Here is a 14709-nt window from a genome sequence, read left to right as displayed (position 1 = left end):
CAACATAACAGATGTTAGGGTAGGTTTATACTGTCCTTTCAGGCCGCAAAGGAAGGGTGTCCTATTACCCAACACGTTGTGTTGGGCTGATATATACTCGGCTTTCAGCCGGAATTATTCGATGAATAGTAAGACTAAAGCGGAGCAAGAAGTTTGAGTTGATAACATTGGTCTCTAAAATGCCAGTTTGCAGTATAGACGTATCACGATGGATGATTACCATAACAACCCGATATTTTGGGATCCCATATAAATGACGGATGACCCATTATTGTTCAATAAAAACAAAAAAAGCTCAACGAATTTTCGTTGAGCTTTTTTTTTGAGTGATCCGCCTGGGGTTCGAACCCAGGACCCCATCCTTAAAAGGGATGTGCTCTACCTGCTGAGCTAGCGAATCATCCTGTGCGTTACTTCTGTAATGCGGGTGCAAAGATAGAGCTAATTTTTAAATATACAAGACTCTTCGCTACTTTTTTGACTATTGGTCTCCGCTTTTGAGAATTTTTTCCTGTTTTTCTCTGTATATCTCTTCGTGTTTATGGCTTCCTTCCATCAAAATAAAACGTTTATAATACGATAAGCAAAGCGTTGTTAATGGTAATGCTACGATTAGTCCGATAAACCCCAGAAGTGTACCCCAGATAGACAAGGACAGCAAAATAATGGCCGGATTTAATCCCATGGCTTTTCCCATTATACGTGGGGTGAGAAACAAATCTTGTATAACCTGAACGATTACAAGGACTAAAACCGCTAAGCCTAAAATAATCCAAAAATTTTCTCCTGTTTCGGCCGATTTTAATAAGGCTAACAGAAGCATAGGGATTATCCCGATTGTCTGCAGATAGGGGACAAGGTTCAGAACACCCATAAATAGTCCGAGCGTAATCCCCATTGGGAAATTTATTATTTTAAATCCGATTGCAAATAAAATGCCGACGCAAAATGCAATAAGCGCCTGTCCTCTGAAATAGCGATTCATGCTTTGTTCAACATCATCTGCTAACTCAGTAACAAAAGGACGATAGTTTTGCGGGATAAGGTTTTTCCATCCATTGGCTATCTTTTCGTAGTCTAAGAGGATAAAAATGAAATAAAGAAAGATGACGAATATTATAGTAACACTAACTAATACGGAAAACGTATTTGAGAGGATAGTCCATACACGCGGAGCTAATTGTTTTACAGCATTAAGTATATTCTCTTTACTGAGCAAGTCCATCAATTCGGAAAAATTCACGTTGTTCTGAATGTAGATTAGCCATTCTTCGGGAATGAAAGGAATATATCCAGTTCCTCGGTTATATGTATTTAATAGATGAACGATCCGTTCTATTTCTCCGGACATGGAGGGAACTAATATAATTATGAAAGCAATAATAAACAGAATGGTGGAGAGTAGAACTGCTACAATAGATAAAACCTTACTTTTAAATTTTAGTTTATATTGAAAAAAACGAACAAATGGTTGCATAAGATAGGCCATTAGCCAGGCTATTAAAAAGGGCAGTAATGCATTTCGTAAAACTACCAACAGATATAGAACTCCGGCTATTGCTAAAACTCCGAATATAATCCGGGATACCCGATCAAAGGTAAATGGCTTTCCAAACAAAGGGCTCATAGACTAACTTTTTTTATCTTTGTCCGAAACAAAGATAGAAGAAAGAATTCTATATGAATAAATTATCCTCCTTTTTATTTGGACTGACATTCAGCCTTGCTTTGACCTCATCCGTTTGTGGACAAACGCCTCTGCCAGTCAAACAGTTTTTGTCTTCTCCTGAAATGCGTGGAGCCTCTTTTTCTTTTTTGGCAAAAGATGTGCATACCGGAGAAATTTTATATGGTTATGATCAGGACAGGAGTTTAAGTCCGGCTTCTGTGATGAAACTTGTTACTACGGCTACAGCTCTTGAATTATTGGGCGAAGATTTCAGATTTGAAACGAAGATAGAGTATGATGGTGAAGTGGAGAATGGTATTTTGCACGGGAATCTATATATTCATGGTGGAGGTGACCCAACTTTAGGTTCTTCTTTTTTTGCAGAAGATAGAAACGCATATCGTCCGGATAATAATACATTTCTTCCTCAATGGATTGATGCACTGACAAAAGCCGGCATTCGTAAAATCAATGGGGACGTAATTTCGGATGAGAGCATTTTTGACAATGAGGGTGTTTCTCGCAAATGGGTATATGAAGATTTAGGGAGTTATTATGGAATGGGATGCTATGGCATATCTGTTTTCGATAATCAATACAGATTGGTTCTTCGTACTGGAAAACCCGGAGATAAACCCACAATCCAATACATAACTCCTGCTATTGAAGGAATGTATTTCAATAATTATCTGACTACAGCAAACGTTAGCTCGGATAGCTCTTATATAATGGGGATGCCCTTTGCGAAAGAGCGCTATCTGTACGGGACAGTGCCGGCAGGTAAAGACGGATTTGTGTTGAAAGGGGATCTGCCTGACCCGGCATTGTTTATGGCCGAATACGTAACCGCCGGGCTTATGAAAGTGGGGCTTGAAGTAACAGGACATCCTTCTTGTTCCCGGATTCTCAATCAGAAAGGGGGATTTTCTTCCGGCGAGCGAAAAAGTCTTTGTACGACTTATTCGCCGGCTCTTTATGAAATCGCCGGTGTTACAAATGAAGTCAGCCATAACCTTTACGCTGATGCTTTATTAAAAACAATCGGGTTGTCGTATCCAGTTCAGAATGATGAGATTATTTCGTCTTTTGATCGTGGGGTGAATGTTCTTTTAAAACACTGGCAAGACAAGGGCTTAGATACGTCAACACTTAAGCTTTACGATGGAAGCGGGCTTGCGGTAACAGACAAACTGACTGCCGGATTCATTTGTGACGTACTAACGTATATGAAAACAACATCTTTAGTCGGTGAGTCTTATATAACAGGTATTCCACGTGCAGGGAAGGAAGGGTCGGTTCGTAACTTCTTGAAAGGAACTCATCTGGAAGGGAAAGCCAGACTGAAAAGTGGCAGTATGACCGGCGTGAAGTCGTATGCCGGATATATAGAAAAAGACGGACGAATAGTTGCTGTTGCCTTAATCGTAAATAGTTACGCAGGAGATGGGCGTCCCGTCACAAAAGCAATCGAAAAACTTTTACTTTCTCTTTTCTGAAAGAACGAAAGTGCGGAAAATAAAAAAAGCTGTCTTTTCAAACATTGAAGAGGCAGCTTTGTTTTTTCAGATAGTTCGGTCATTATTTCACTTGTTCTGCTAATTCTGAACCTGCTTTAAATTTTACAGACTTGCGAGCGGGAATTGTAATAGGCTGTTTTGTTTTAGGGTTAACACCTTTTCTTGCTGACTTTTCTGTTACAGAAAAAGATCCAAATCCTAATAGAGCTACCTTGCCTCCTCCTTTTAATTCTTCAGAAACGGTTTCTACAAAAGCATCTACAGCTTTCTTTGCATCCACTTTGCTTAATCCGGATTTAGCCGAAACAGCGTTGATAAATTCTGTTTTGTTCATGATGGTTTGATAATTAATACATTAAACAAATAAAAATAAATTGTCATTAGTATTTTCAAAAGTAGCGTTATTTTGATTCTTCGCAAAAAAAAGTCTGCTTTTTTTACTGATACACTGCATTTTCGCTCCTTTTTGTGTGCTTTTTAAAGAGGAGCTTCTCGGGGAAAGTAAAATATATGTACCTTTGCTTATAAATTAAGTGCTTATGATGACCCAAAATAACACCGGATTTCTTAGCTCGATTCCGCCTGTGACCAAGAATATTATTATTATTAATTTACTCCTTTGGGTAGCAACGATAGTTCTCCAGAGGGTAAATATTGACCTTATTAACCTACTGGGACTTCATTTGCCCTGGGCGAGAGACTTTAATGCCTTCCAGTTAGTTTCCTACATGTTTTTACATGATACACATTCCTTTTCACATGTCTTTTTTAACATGTTTGCTGTTTACATGTTCGGGCGTGTTCTGGAGAATGTCTGGGGGCCGAAACGTTTTCTTATTTTTTACTTTGTTACCGGTATCGGAGCCGGATTAGTTCAGGAATTGGTCTGGACTATCCAACTTCAAGATCTTATTACTGCAGAACAGGAAATGATAAATATGGGAGGTCAGATAATACCTAAAGGTGAGTATCTGAATCTGTTTGTCACCATCGGAGCTTCCGGAGCAGTGTTTGGTATATTGCTCGCTTTTGGAATGCTATTTCCGAATGCGCCCCTATACATTATGTTTATTCCTATTCCGGTTAAGGCAAAATATTTTGTATTCTTCTATGGCTTAGCTGAATTGCTGCTTGGTGTTTCTAACTCAGTTGGTGACAGTGTTGCTCACTTCGCTCATCTTGGCGGAATGCTCTTTGGTTTCTTTATGATTCGATACTGGAAAAAGAAAGATGGCAACAATGGAAAGTATTTTTACTAATCTGAAACAAACATTCCGAAACGGAGCAATTCCGATAAAACTGATATATATTAATGTCGGAGTATTTCTTATTGTTCGATTACTCGGAGTTCTGTTTCTTCTATTCAATATACAGGGAATACAGATTCTGGACTTTATAGAATTGCCATCTTCCATTTCATCCCTTTTGTTCAAGCCGTGGACACTAATCACATATATGTTCACACATTTTGACTTCTTCCATATCCTTTTTAATATGTTGTGGCTTTATTGGTTCGGGAATATCTTTCTGCAATTCTTTAATCCACGTCAATTAGGAGGGCTTTATATACTTGGCGGACTTGCCGGCGCTCTTCTTTTTATCCTTACATATAATACATTACCCTATTTCAAACCGGTAGTCTCTTACAGTGCTCTGATTGGTGCATCAGCCTCAGTTATGGCAATTGTTTTTGCTATCTCGTTTTATCGTAGAGATCTTGAAATCAATTTACTTCTGATTGGACGAATAAAACTGATTTACCTTGCTTTGGGTACTATTGTTATTGATTTCCTTGCCATCACATCCGATAATGCCGGAGGACATATAGCCCACATCGGAGGAGCTCTGTTGGGTATTCTATTTGCTTCTCAGATGAAACAAGGAAAAGATCTTACCAAACCGATTATAAAATTTCTGGATTGGGTTGCCGATCTTAGAAAACCTAAACCTAAAATGCGGGTTACTTATAAACGGGGAGAGACGGAATATGAATATAATGAGCGGAAAAACAAAAAAAATGACGAGATTGACAGAATCTTGGAAAAGTTAAAACGCTCCGGTTATGAAAGTCTAAGTAGCGAGGAAAAGAAAAAACTGTTTGATGCAAGCAAATAAATGAGCCTGAAAACGCTAAAAATAGCATTCCATTTTCTATTGTTTATCACAAATATATTGATCGCAATAGGCCTTGTGGTATCAGCTTTCTCAGATAGAATACCACCGGAAAAAAGCGTTTTCCTTGCTTATGTTGGGCTTTTCTTTCCTTTTCTCTGCGTTTTTCTTCTCTGTTATATGCTTTATTGGTTGTTTCTGCAAAAATGGAAATACCTTTTAGTAAACTTGTTCACAATCTTGGTCTGTTGGGGAGCAATTCAACGTTACTTCCCTGTTCATATGCAAAGTAAAGATGTTCCCACAGAGAATACAATAAAAATTCTGACATATAATGTTATGTCTTTCGGCTATCAGGATCACACTAAAGATAAGCCAAATGAAATATTAGAATACATCGCAAAATCAGATGCGGATATCGTTTGCTTACAAGAATATTTTGAAAATAGGTCTAACAAACATCTTTCATCCTCAAAGATACACGAGGTATTAAAGATGTATCCCTATTATAAAACCTTTTTTTCAAACGCGAATGAATATTATAAGGGTGGTATTGCTGTCTTTTCCAAGTACCCGATAACCAAGTCGAGATTGATAAAATACCAAAGCGAGAATAATGCTTCCTCTATTCATGAAATAAGTATAAAGAAGAAAAAAATCGTTCTGATAAATAATCATCTCGAATCCTTCAAGCTGACAAGTGAAGATAGAAGTAAATATTCTGAATTCCTTAAAAATCCCGGAACGGAGCTTTTTGATGGAATTAAAGGCTCTTTCCAACAAAAACTTGGCCCTGCTTTTATTATCCGGTCAAAACAGGCCAGAAAGGTTCGTGAGGAAATAGATAAAGTAAAAGCTGATTATATTCTTGTTTGCGGAGATTTCAACGATACGCCAATTTCTTATGCACATCGAACAATACAAGGAGATCTCTACGATGCTTTTGCCAGATCAGGTTCCGGGCTTGGCGTAACATACAATCGTAATGTGTTCCGTTTCCGGATAGACAACATATTACATTCTTCGAATATGAAAGCCTATAATTGTACAGTCGATAAAATTTACTATTCCGACCACTACCCCCTTTGGTGTTATCTTCAGATGAATTGACGTGCTCCAATGAATTTTCTCGCTTTTGATGAGAAAAAATAATGAAAAAAGCGAGAATTTGTCTATGTTTGTGTAAACGTACTTTATGCTAAAACAAAGCCGCAAATTTTGGCTTAGGAAACTATTTCCTTTTAGAATTTACAAAATTTTGTTTTTGAAACACTTAATTGATTTTTTATATTGTTAACTTAATATTGTTATTATGAAAATAGAACGATTTTCCATTTTTCGAAATGGACTAAGATTGGCTTTCTGTTTATTGATGATTTCCGGAGGAGTTATTTGCCCTGTACAGTTCTCGCATGCAGAGGCAGCAATAAGCCAACAGTCTAAAAACATTACCGGAAAAATTCTGGATGAATTTGGCGAACCGATTATTGGAGCTAATGTAGTTGAGAAAGGAACGACGAACGGTACTATTACCGATATTGACGGGAATTATGCTCTTTCAGTGACCAATCCGGATAAAGCAATCCTGCAAATTTCTTTTATTGGGTACACAACCCGTGAAGAGGCAATAAAAGGCAGATCTTCAATTGACGTTAAATTAGAGCCTTCTGTTGTTAACCTTGGCGAAGTTGTTGCGATAGGTTATGGTAGTCAGACCAGACGGGAAATTACCGGTTCTGTTGCAAATGTGTCTGAAGAAAACTTCAACAAAGGGGTTACCAGAGATGCTACTGACCTTCTTCAAGGGAAAGTTGCAGGTCTTACTATTGTCTCCGGTTCAGGAGATGTAACCCGTGGATCTACGATGCGTCTTCGCGGAACATCAACACTTCAGAACGACCAAGGTCCTTTAATTGTAATTGATGGTATTCCCGGAGGAGATATGAGTACCGTTTCTCCATCGGATATTGAATCTATCTCTGTATTAAAGGATGCTTCTTCTGCTGCCATCTACGGTTCTCGTGCAGCCGGTGGAGTTGTTCTTATTACAACAAAAAGAGGGTCAGGTTCTAAAACTCAGATTAATTATGATGGATATTTAGCGATTGATCAGGTGGCTAATAAGCCGGACATGCTTTCTGCCAACGAATGGAGAGAAGCAAATAAAATATTAGGGAATGACCTGACAGACTTTGAGAAGTATAATTCGGATACAGATTGGTTTGATGAGATGCTGCGTACAGGATTTTCACAAAACCATTCACTATCGATGTCCGGGGGAGGCTCTAAGAGTAATTATCGCGCTTCCTATACATACCTTGACCGTAAAGGTATAGCAAGAGATAACGAGTTGAAACGCCATTCATTCCGTTTCCAATTTCAACAACGTGCGATTAATGATCGTTTACGCGTAGGGCTTACGGGATCTGCAAGTTTAACGGATATGAGGATGCCTTTTGCGGATAATTATATTTTAGCTTATAATATGCCGCCTGTTTATCCTGTATATAATGAAGATGGTTCTTATTTTGTGGGAGCAAATGGTAATTATGATCAAGGTAATCCTGTGCAGAATCAAGACCAGAATTATAAATATGGTAAGAACAACTATTTTTATGGGGCTGGAGATCTGCAATTTGAAATAATAGATGGTTTAAATGCTAAAGTAAACTTGTATAAGAGCCGTTTCTCAAATGATTTCAGCCAATGGACAGATCCACGTAATCAAGGTGGTCAAGGTAAGAATGGAGAAGCAATTAAACGTGCACGTTTCTGGGATCGTGAGTTGATGGAATGGACACTTGATTATGATAAAACCTTCGGTGCAAATGAAGAACATAAATTTAGTGCTGTAGGAGGCTACTCGTGGGAAGAAAACATGTTTTCAAGTCAGGAATCGAAAGCCTCTAATTTTGCCGTTGGCTCAATGGGAGCAAATAGCATTCAGACTGGTAACACACTAAAAATTGGAGATGTTAAATCTGAAAAAAACAGCTATAAACTTATTTCTTTCTTTGGGCGTGTGCATTACAGTTATCTTGAACGCTATATGTTAACAGCCACAGTTAGACGCGATGGTTCTTCCAAGTTCGGTACCAATAATAAATGGGGTACATTCCCTTCTGCTTCTATTGCTTGGGGTATTTCTCAGGAATCTTTTATGAAGAATGTTAGCTGGGTGAATGACTTAAAGCTTCGTGCCGGATACGGTGTTACCGGTAATCAAGACGGACTGCAACCGTACAAATCGTTGGAATTATATTCTGCTGAGGGAACATATTATAGTGATGGTTCACTGTTAACGGCATTCAAGATCAGTCAGAATGCAAATCCTGACTTGAAATGGGAATCTACGGCAATGCTAAATGTTGGATTAGATTTTTCTTTATTTAATGGCCGCGTCGGAGGTACTGTCGAATGGTATAATAAGAAAACATCCGATATGTTATATACTTACAGAGTGCCTACTCCTACTTATGTGTATGACAAAATACAAGCAAATGTAGGAGATATGACAAATAAGGGTATTGAACTAATGTTGAATATTGATGTTTTACGCGGAAAAGCATTCAATTGGAATACCTCTATTAATCTTTCTCATAATAAAAACGAGATCACTCGTTTGTCAAATGAATATTATACAACAGACCGTATATACACAGGTGACCCATGGATTCGTGGAGCTTCAGGGGTGAATTCTCACGTCATTGAAGAAGGAAGACCAGTCGGTCAGTTCTATATGTTGAAATGTACCGGACTTACGGAAGACGGCAAATATATTATTGAAGATGTTAACGACGATGGTCAGATCACAGATGACGACCGTACTTATGTAGGGAGTGCACAGCCTGATCTGACATTTGGATGGAATAATACATTCTCGTATAAACAATGGGATATGAGCTTCTTTATTCGCGGAACAATCGGAAACAAAGTTCTAAACAATCCACGTGCAGCCTATGCAAACAATACTTATATCAGCGGTGCGAATGTAATGAAAGACGATTTGATCTATAAAATGAGTGAGTCTTCACGGGTATGTTCCTATTATTTGGAGAATGGTTCGTTCGCTCGTTTAGACAACATGTCTATCGGCTATACTTTTGATACTAAAAAGATAGACTGGTTGGATAAGGCCCGTATATATGTAGCTGCACAAAATCTGTTTGTTATTACAGGTTATAAAGGGCTTGACCCTGAAGTTGAACTCTTCCGTGGAGAAGCTACCGATGATGATGCGGGACTTTCTCCGGGAATTGAGCCTCGTAACTACATGCCTAAAGCAAGAACATTTACAGTGGGAGTTAGTTTGACATTCTAATCATTTTAAAGAGACTATATTATGAAAAATATAAAAATATTATCTATGCTTGCAGGTGCGGTTTTGTTTACTTCAATGCCTGCATGTACTGATCTGGATGAAGATATATATGATAAACTACCCGGAAATGATTTCGGGCATACGAAGACTGAAATCGACGCTCTTGTTGGTGCTGTCTATAATACATTGAAAACTTATTGGCCGAATAACTTTATGTACCTTTCTGAATGTGGAGGTTCTGCGGCTGTAACTCCTACAAGAAAAGGAGGAGACTGGTATGATGGAGGGCAATATCGTGAGTTATATATGCACACCTGGACTGCTCAGACATCACAAATTAAAGGTTCATGGAGTGCTGCTTCCAGTGCAATTGGTAGCTGTAATGCATATTATAATGTAATTGAGGCCAGTACGGTCTTAACAGAGGCTGAAAGAGCCTTAATGATGGCTGAGATTCGTGGTGTAAGAGCTTTTTGGATTTACGCGATGATGGATAATTGGGGAAATATTCCATTGGTTACTGTTTATAAAGAAGTAAAACAAGAAGAAGACATCCCAACGATAACTCCAAGACAAGATGTTTTCAATTGGCTTGTCAAAGAGGTTGCCGAGATTGCTGAATCTTGCCCTGAACCTGCAGCAAACACTTACGGTAAATTCACTAAAGGGGCTGCATATACATTGCTGGCTAAATTATATTTGAATGCAGAAGCATGGGGAGTGACCGTGGAAGGAGGAAATGCCTATGGAAAGGCTGTAGAGGCATGTGATAAGGTGATGGGATATTCTTATTATATATTGGAGCCGGATTGGAAGACCAATTTCAATCCTAATAATAACATCTCAAAAGAAGCTATTTTCGCCTGCTCTTTCTCAAGTCAGGATACAGACAATCAGAATACGATGATGAATCGGACGCTGCATTACAAATACAAGGAAGTAATCGGAGCCTCTCTTTCTACATGGAATGGGATTTGTGCACAACCTGATTATGTAAAATTGTTTGATGTAGAAGATCCTCGTTACGAAGGCACTTATATTATTGGTCAACAATATAATCTGACGACAGGAGAACCGATTAAAACCGACCATGGTTTCCTTTTGAATCATACTGTTGATGTGACTATTCTGGAAGGAACGGAACGTGATGGTACGAATTGGGGTGACGTAAACCAACATGATGGGGCTCGATGTCAAAAATGGCCATATGAAAAATCATTAGTTGATGCGATGGAAAATGACTTTCATATTTTCCGTCTGGCAGATGTTTATCTGATGAAAGCGGAGGCGTTGTTACGAGGTGGAGGAAGTGTTGCGGAAGCGACGGAATTGGTTAATGCTGTTCGAACCAGAGCTTATGGAAATAGCGATCATAATTATGCGACGATTGATTTGGACAAAATTGCTTTAGAACGACGCTTCGAGTTAGCTTGGGAAGGATATTCACGTCAGGATGATATCCGTTTTGGTACGTATGAAATTCCGATGTGGTCATCTTCAAACTGTGAAAGAGCTAAAGGTGAATATTTGAAGATATATCCAATTTCTCAGGATGCATGGCAAACAAATCCCAAACTTGTACAGAATCCCGGATATGCAGCTTTTACATCAAGTAATTAATTTATAATCTTAGAGAAAGATTTCGGAAACTCTCATGTCGTATCAATTCGACATGAGAGTTTTTTTGTTCTTCAACGTGCTTTCTTCTCTTCATAGAGAAGAATCATTTTCTGATAGATGTTATTTATTGGAAATATGTCTTATGAACATGGGGCTTCAAATACTTTTGTAGGATTAGTTCTATTAATAAACTTATATAACATGCAATTATATAATACATTAAGTGCTGAAGAAAGAGAGAAGTTAATTGATGAAGCCGGTCTTGACAGAATTACACTTTCTTTTTATAGGTACGCAAAAATTGAAGATCCTAAAAGATTCAGGGATGAACTGTTCGTAAAATGGAATAGTCTGGATGTCTTGGGGCGTATTTATGTGGCAAAAGAGGGAATCAATGCTCAATTGTCTTTACCTGCAGTTAGCCTTGAGGAATTTAGATCCTTTCTTGATTCTTACCCTTTCTTGAAAGATATCCGATTGAACATAGCTGTGGAGCAGGATAATAAGTCTTTTTTGAAGTTAACGATCAAAGTTCGGGAAAAGATTGTTTCAGATGGGTTGGATGACGATACTTTTGATCCGTCCAACTATGGCATACACCTTAATGCGGACGAGTTTAATCAGCTGATGGAGGAACCCGACGCGATTGTTATTGACATGCGCAATTATTATGAAAGTGAGATCGGACATTTTACGAATGCTGTTACGCCTGAAGTGAAAACGTTCAGAGAATCTCTTCCCATTATATACGATCAATTGGCTACGCATAAAGAAGATAAGAAAATATTGATGTATTGTACGGGAGGAATCCGTTGCGAAAAGGCAAGTGCTTATTTTAAACATAGAGGGTTTAAGCAAGTGTATCAGTTGGAAGGAGGGATTATTAATTATGCTCATCAGATCAAATCCTTAGGATTAGCATCTAAATTTGTTGGGAAAAACTTTGTGTTTGACAATCGGTTGGGTGAACGAATAACCGAAGATGTTATTGCGCATTGTCACCAGTGTGGAAAACCTTGTGATACCCATACGAACTGCGAAAATGATGCTTGTCATAAATTATTTATTCAGTGTGACGATTGTGCGGAAGAAATGAAGGGATGTTGTTGTAGTAGCTGTAAAGAGGCTCTTTCCGTCTGAATTTCTCTTGTTTTTAAAATATCAGAGCATAAGTTTCAGCTGTTTATCACTATATTTACAGCTGAAACTTATCTATCCTATTATCATGAAAACAAAACATTTATTTTTAGCTTTTCTTCTTCTCTGTTCATTACCTGCCGGAGCGCAGAAAACAATCAAATTATGGAACGGAAATCCTCCTACAAGTAATGAAATAACGGTTCCGGAAAATGTCAATGATTCTTATTGGATAACAAATGTATCTGTGCCCGAGTTGACGATCTATATTCCTTCTAAAGAAGTAAATACGGGTAAGGCTGTTGTGGTTTGCCCTGGTGGAGGATATGCCGGTCTTGCTTCTATGCACGAGGGAACACAGTTTGCGCAATGGCTGAACAAACAAGGTATTGCTGCTTTTGTGTTGAAGTACAGGATGCCGAACAAACATAAAAATGTACCTTTAGAAGATGCATGGCAAGCTATCCGATACGTTCGTGAACATGCGGCCGAATATGGTATTAAAACGAATAAGATTGGTATTGCCGGTTTTTCAGCGGGAGGACATCTTGCGTCAACAGCCTCTACGCATTTTGCAACAGAGGGGACAAGTACTCGTCCGGATTTTTCCGTACTTTTTTATCCGGTGATCACAATGGACATTGCAACTCACGGAGGTTCAAGAAATAATCTGCTTGGAGATAACCCGTCTCTTTCTGATCTACATTATTTCTCTAACGAGAAGCAAGTGAATAATAATACACCACCGGCTATCTTGTTGCTCAGCGATGATGATAAAGTGGTGCTGCCTGAGAATAGTACGCGCTACTATAATGCGTTAAAAAGTAATGACATCAAGGCAACTATGTATATTTTTCCTGAAGGAGGACACGGATGGGGTTTGAGAGAAGAATTCCGTTTTCATCAGGAAATGACGACCTTACTTGCTTCTTGGCTGAAAGATATTTGAGAGATTGGTTGGTGAGAAAATATACGGTAGTGTTATTGGGGAGTAGGGGGTGTGTTTTCTTTTTTAAAGAAGACATGCTCTAATAACAAAACTGTTATTGTCCCCATTACAAACCCATTGGCTATTACCGGACGTATTATGTCCGGGATAGCATTTCTAAACTCTGTCGGAGCAAATGAGATTAATACCGCAACCATCAGAGGCAGGGAAATCGTTAAACCGTCTGACATGCTTTTGACGCTCTGTCCGCTTACTAATAGGCTAAACCCTGTTGCTAATTGCATAGACATTAAATAGAAAAGAAGAACGCCCATTACCACCGAAGGGATTAACAGGAAGACGCCGATTGCAGAAGGAAATAACGCACAAAGAACCAATCCTATTCCTGCAGGAATTAATGTGTATCGGGAAGCACAGCCTGATGAAGAGATAACCCCTGCACTCAGGGAATAATCTACAAATCCGATAATACCGATACCTCCGGACAATATGTTAGATAGCCCAAGCAGGGCAACGCCTTTTTTTACTCGCTTCTTCATCTGATCGGCTTTAAGTATATAACCGACCGATTCTACTGACCCGAGTTCGTTTATTACCAAAGCAATGAAACCAAACAGGAATGAAAGCAATACTCCGATGTTGAATTCAAAACGAGGGAGTAATATATGGTTCAGACTTAATGTTGTCTCGGTCTCTATTTTTGAAGGAAATCCACTCACCAAAAAATAAGCGAAGCTTCCTGCGACAATGGCGAGCAGCACTGTTGTTGACTTCCATATTCCCTTTAAAAGCCTATTCGTGATAATAATTCCGAATAAAAGAAGGAAGGCAAAGATGAAGTTTAACCATACGTTGGTTCCATCTCCGACTATGAGGTTTAATATCGTAGGTAATAGTGTAAAGGCTATCAGGATTAGTATAACAGCAATGATCCGCTGTGTAAAAAGAACCTGCAACTTACTTATAATTCCGAAATAGGCCAACACGGCTATAGCCAGTCCACCTACGGCAATAGATGTATAAATAGCAGAAACGCTTTCGGACAGAGATGACACAATGCTTATCAGCAGCACTGCCGCCGGTCCGATTATTAGTGGCAACTTATGTCCAGCAAGAACCTGAAGAACGGTAAGTGCTCCTGCCACAATAAACATTTTCTGCATATACATTATCTGAAAAGCAGCACTGTTATCTTGTAATTTTGCGACAACACTGCCCATAATAATTATAGCGGGAAGGGTGACAATAAACCACTGTATCCCGTACAGTAGCATCGCTTTCCAGTCCGGCTTATCGTTTAGATCGTATTTCATTCTATATTGAGTATTCTTTTGTAATCTTTCAAGTGTGCAAAAATATAGAAAAATCTACAATCATCATTGTT

The 14709-nt window shown here is 38.6% G+C and carries 12 protein-coding genes and 1 tRNA gene; 8 read left to right on the top strand and 5 right to left on the bottom strand.

All coding sequences use genetic code 11. The features are described from left to right. Positions 1 to 64: 64 nt before the first annotated feature. The 3 genes from PHT93_RS04015 to PHT93_RS04005 form a co-directional block, all read right to left on the bottom strand. Positions 65 to 223, bottom strand: a complete 159-nt coding sequence (locus PHT93_RS04015) for a hypothetical protein (protein ID WP_300239772.1) — start codon at positions 221 to 223, stop codon at positions 65 to 67. A gap of 104 nt (positions 224 to 327) precedes the next feature. Then, positions 328 to 400 (bottom strand) — tRNA-Lys (locus tag PHT93_RS04010). A gap of 81 nt (positions 401 to 481) precedes the next feature. Continuing rightward, positions 482 to 1627 (bottom strand): AI-2E family transporter, encoded by a 1146-nt coding sequence (locus tag PHT93_RS04005; protein WP_300239770.1) that lies wholly within the window; start codon positions 1625 to 1627, stop codon positions 482 to 484. A gap of 53 nt (positions 1628 to 1680) precedes the next feature. On the opposite strand from PHT93_RS04005, the gene dacB reads away from it, so the two are divergent. Further along, on the top strand, positions 1681 to 3165 hold the full coding sequence (gene dacB, locus PHT93_RS04000) for a D-alanyl-D-alanine carboxypeptidase/D-alanyl-D-alanine-endopeptidase (protein WP_300239768.1): 1485 nt from the start codon (positions 1681 to 1683) through the stop codon (positions 3163 to 3165). A gap of 82 nt (positions 3166 to 3247) precedes the next feature. On the opposite strand, the gene PHT93_RS03995 is transcribed toward dacB, so the two are convergent. Next, entirely contained in the window at positions 3248 to 3520 is a 273-nt protein-coding gene (locus PHT93_RS03995; protein ID WP_300239765.1) for an HU family DNA-binding protein, read from the bottom strand. 205 nt (positions 3521 to 3725) lie between these two features. Between PHT93_RS03995 and PHT93_RS03990 the strand changes: the two genes are divergently transcribed. From PHT93_RS03990 to PHT93_RS03960, 7 genes are all read left to right on the top strand, one after another. Next, complete coding sequence (locus PHT93_RS03990; RefSeq protein ID WP_300239762.1) at positions 3726 to 4445, top strand: rhomboid family intramembrane serine protease; 720 nt, start codon at positions 3726 to 3728, stop codon at positions 4443 to 4445. Then, entirely contained in the window at positions 4426 to 5301 is an 876-nt protein-coding gene (locus PHT93_RS03985; RefSeq protein WP_300239759.1) for a rhomboid family intramembrane serine protease, read from the top strand. The genes PHT93_RS03990 and PHT93_RS03985 overlap by 20 nt, the downstream gene beginning before the upstream one ends. Next, positions 5302 to 6408, top strand: coding sequence for an endonuclease/exonuclease/phosphatase family protein (locus tag PHT93_RS03980; protein ID WP_300239756.1), 1107 nt, complete (start codon positions 5302 to 5304; stop codon positions 6406 to 6408). A 202-nt stretch (positions 6409 to 6610) separates the two neighbouring features. Then, positions 6611 to 9619, top strand: a complete 3009-nt coding sequence (locus PHT93_RS03975; RefSeq protein WP_300239753.1) for a TonB-dependent receptor — start codon at positions 6611 to 6613, stop codon at positions 9617 to 9619. A 21-nt stretch (positions 9620 to 9640) separates the two neighbouring features. Then, positions 9641 to 11239, top strand: a complete 1599-nt coding sequence (locus tag PHT93_RS03970) for a RagB/SusD family nutrient uptake outer membrane protein (RefSeq protein WP_300239750.1) — start codon at positions 9641 to 9643, stop codon at positions 11237 to 11239. A gap of 201 nt (positions 11240 to 11440) precedes the next feature. Beyond that, on the top strand, positions 11441 to 12379 hold the full coding sequence (locus PHT93_RS03965; RefSeq protein WP_300239747.1) for a rhodanese-related sulfurtransferase: 939 nt from the start codon (positions 11441 to 11443) through the stop codon (positions 12377 to 12379). A gap of 85 nt (positions 12380 to 12464) precedes the next feature. Continuing rightward, a complete protein-coding gene (locus tag PHT93_RS03960) occupies positions 12465 to 13325 on the top strand; it encodes an alpha/beta hydrolase (protein ID WP_300239744.1) in 861 nt (286 codons plus the stop codon). 32 nt (positions 13326 to 13357) lie between these two features. Here the strand turns inward: PHT93_RS03960 and PHT93_RS03955 are convergent, their stop codons facing one another. Then, positions 13358 to 14638, bottom strand: coding sequence for a solute carrier family 23 protein (locus tag PHT93_RS03955; RefSeq protein ID WP_300239742.1), 1281 nt, complete (start codon positions 14636 to 14638; stop codon positions 13358 to 13360). Positions 14639 to 14709 lie beyond the last annotated feature (71 nt).

It is taken from the genome of Massilibacteroides sp. (genome assembly GCF_028705895.1).
Lineage (GTDB): Bacteria > Bacteroidota > Bacteroidia > Bacteroidales > Tannerellaceae > Massilibacteroides.
Note: the sequence above shows the minus strand (reverse complement) of the source record. Positions and strands in the feature narration are given on the sequence as shown.

What these genes read in the sequence shown, in the direction of transcription:
- PHT93_RS04015 (WP_300239772.1), bottom strand. Translation starts at nt 223, where the DNA reads ATGGTAATCATCCATCGTGATACGTCTATACTGCAAACTGGCATTTTA.
- PHT93_RS04005 (WP_300239770.1), bottom strand. Translation starts at nt 1,627, where the DNA reads ATGAGCCCTTTGTTTGGAAAGCCATTTACCTTTGATCGGGTATCCCGG.
- dacB (WP_300239768.1), top strand. Translation starts at nt 1,681, where the DNA reads ATGAATAAATTATCCTCCTTTTTATTTGGACTGACATTCAGCCTTGCT.
- PHT93_RS03995 (WP_300239765.1), bottom strand. Translation starts at nt 3,520, where the DNA reads ATGAACAAAACAGAATTTATCAACGCTGTTTCGGCTAAATCCGGATTA.
- PHT93_RS03990 (WP_300239762.1), top strand. Translation starts at nt 3,726, where the DNA reads ATGATGACCCAAAATAACACCGGATTTCTTAGCTCGATTCCGCCTGTG.
- PHT93_RS03985 (WP_300239759.1), top strand. Translation starts at nt 4,426, where the DNA reads ATGGAAAGTATTTTTACTAATCTGAAACAAACATTCCGAAACGGAGCA.
- PHT93_RS03980 (WP_300239756.1), top strand. Translation starts at nt 5,302, where the DNA reads ATGAGCCTGAAAACGCTAAAAATAGCATTCCATTTTCTATTGTTTATC.
- PHT93_RS03975 (WP_300239753.1), top strand. Translation starts at nt 6,611, where the DNA reads ATGAAAATAGAACGATTTTCCATTTTTCGAAATGGACTAAGATTGGCT.
- PHT93_RS03970 (WP_300239750.1), top strand. Translation starts at nt 9,641, where the DNA reads ATGAAAAATATAAAAATATTATCTATGCTTGCAGGTGCGGTTTTGTTT.
- PHT93_RS03965 (WP_300239747.1), top strand. Translation starts at nt 11,441, where the DNA reads ATGCAATTATATAATACATTAAGTGCTGAAGAAAGAGAGAAGTTAATT.
- PHT93_RS03960 (WP_300239744.1), top strand. Translation starts at nt 12,465, where the DNA reads ATGAAAACAAAACATTTATTTTTAGCTTTTCTTCTTCTCTGTTCATTA.
- PHT93_RS03955 (WP_300239742.1), bottom strand. Translation starts at nt 14,638, where the DNA reads ATGAAATACGATCTAAACGATAAGCCGGACTGGAAAGCGATGCTACTG.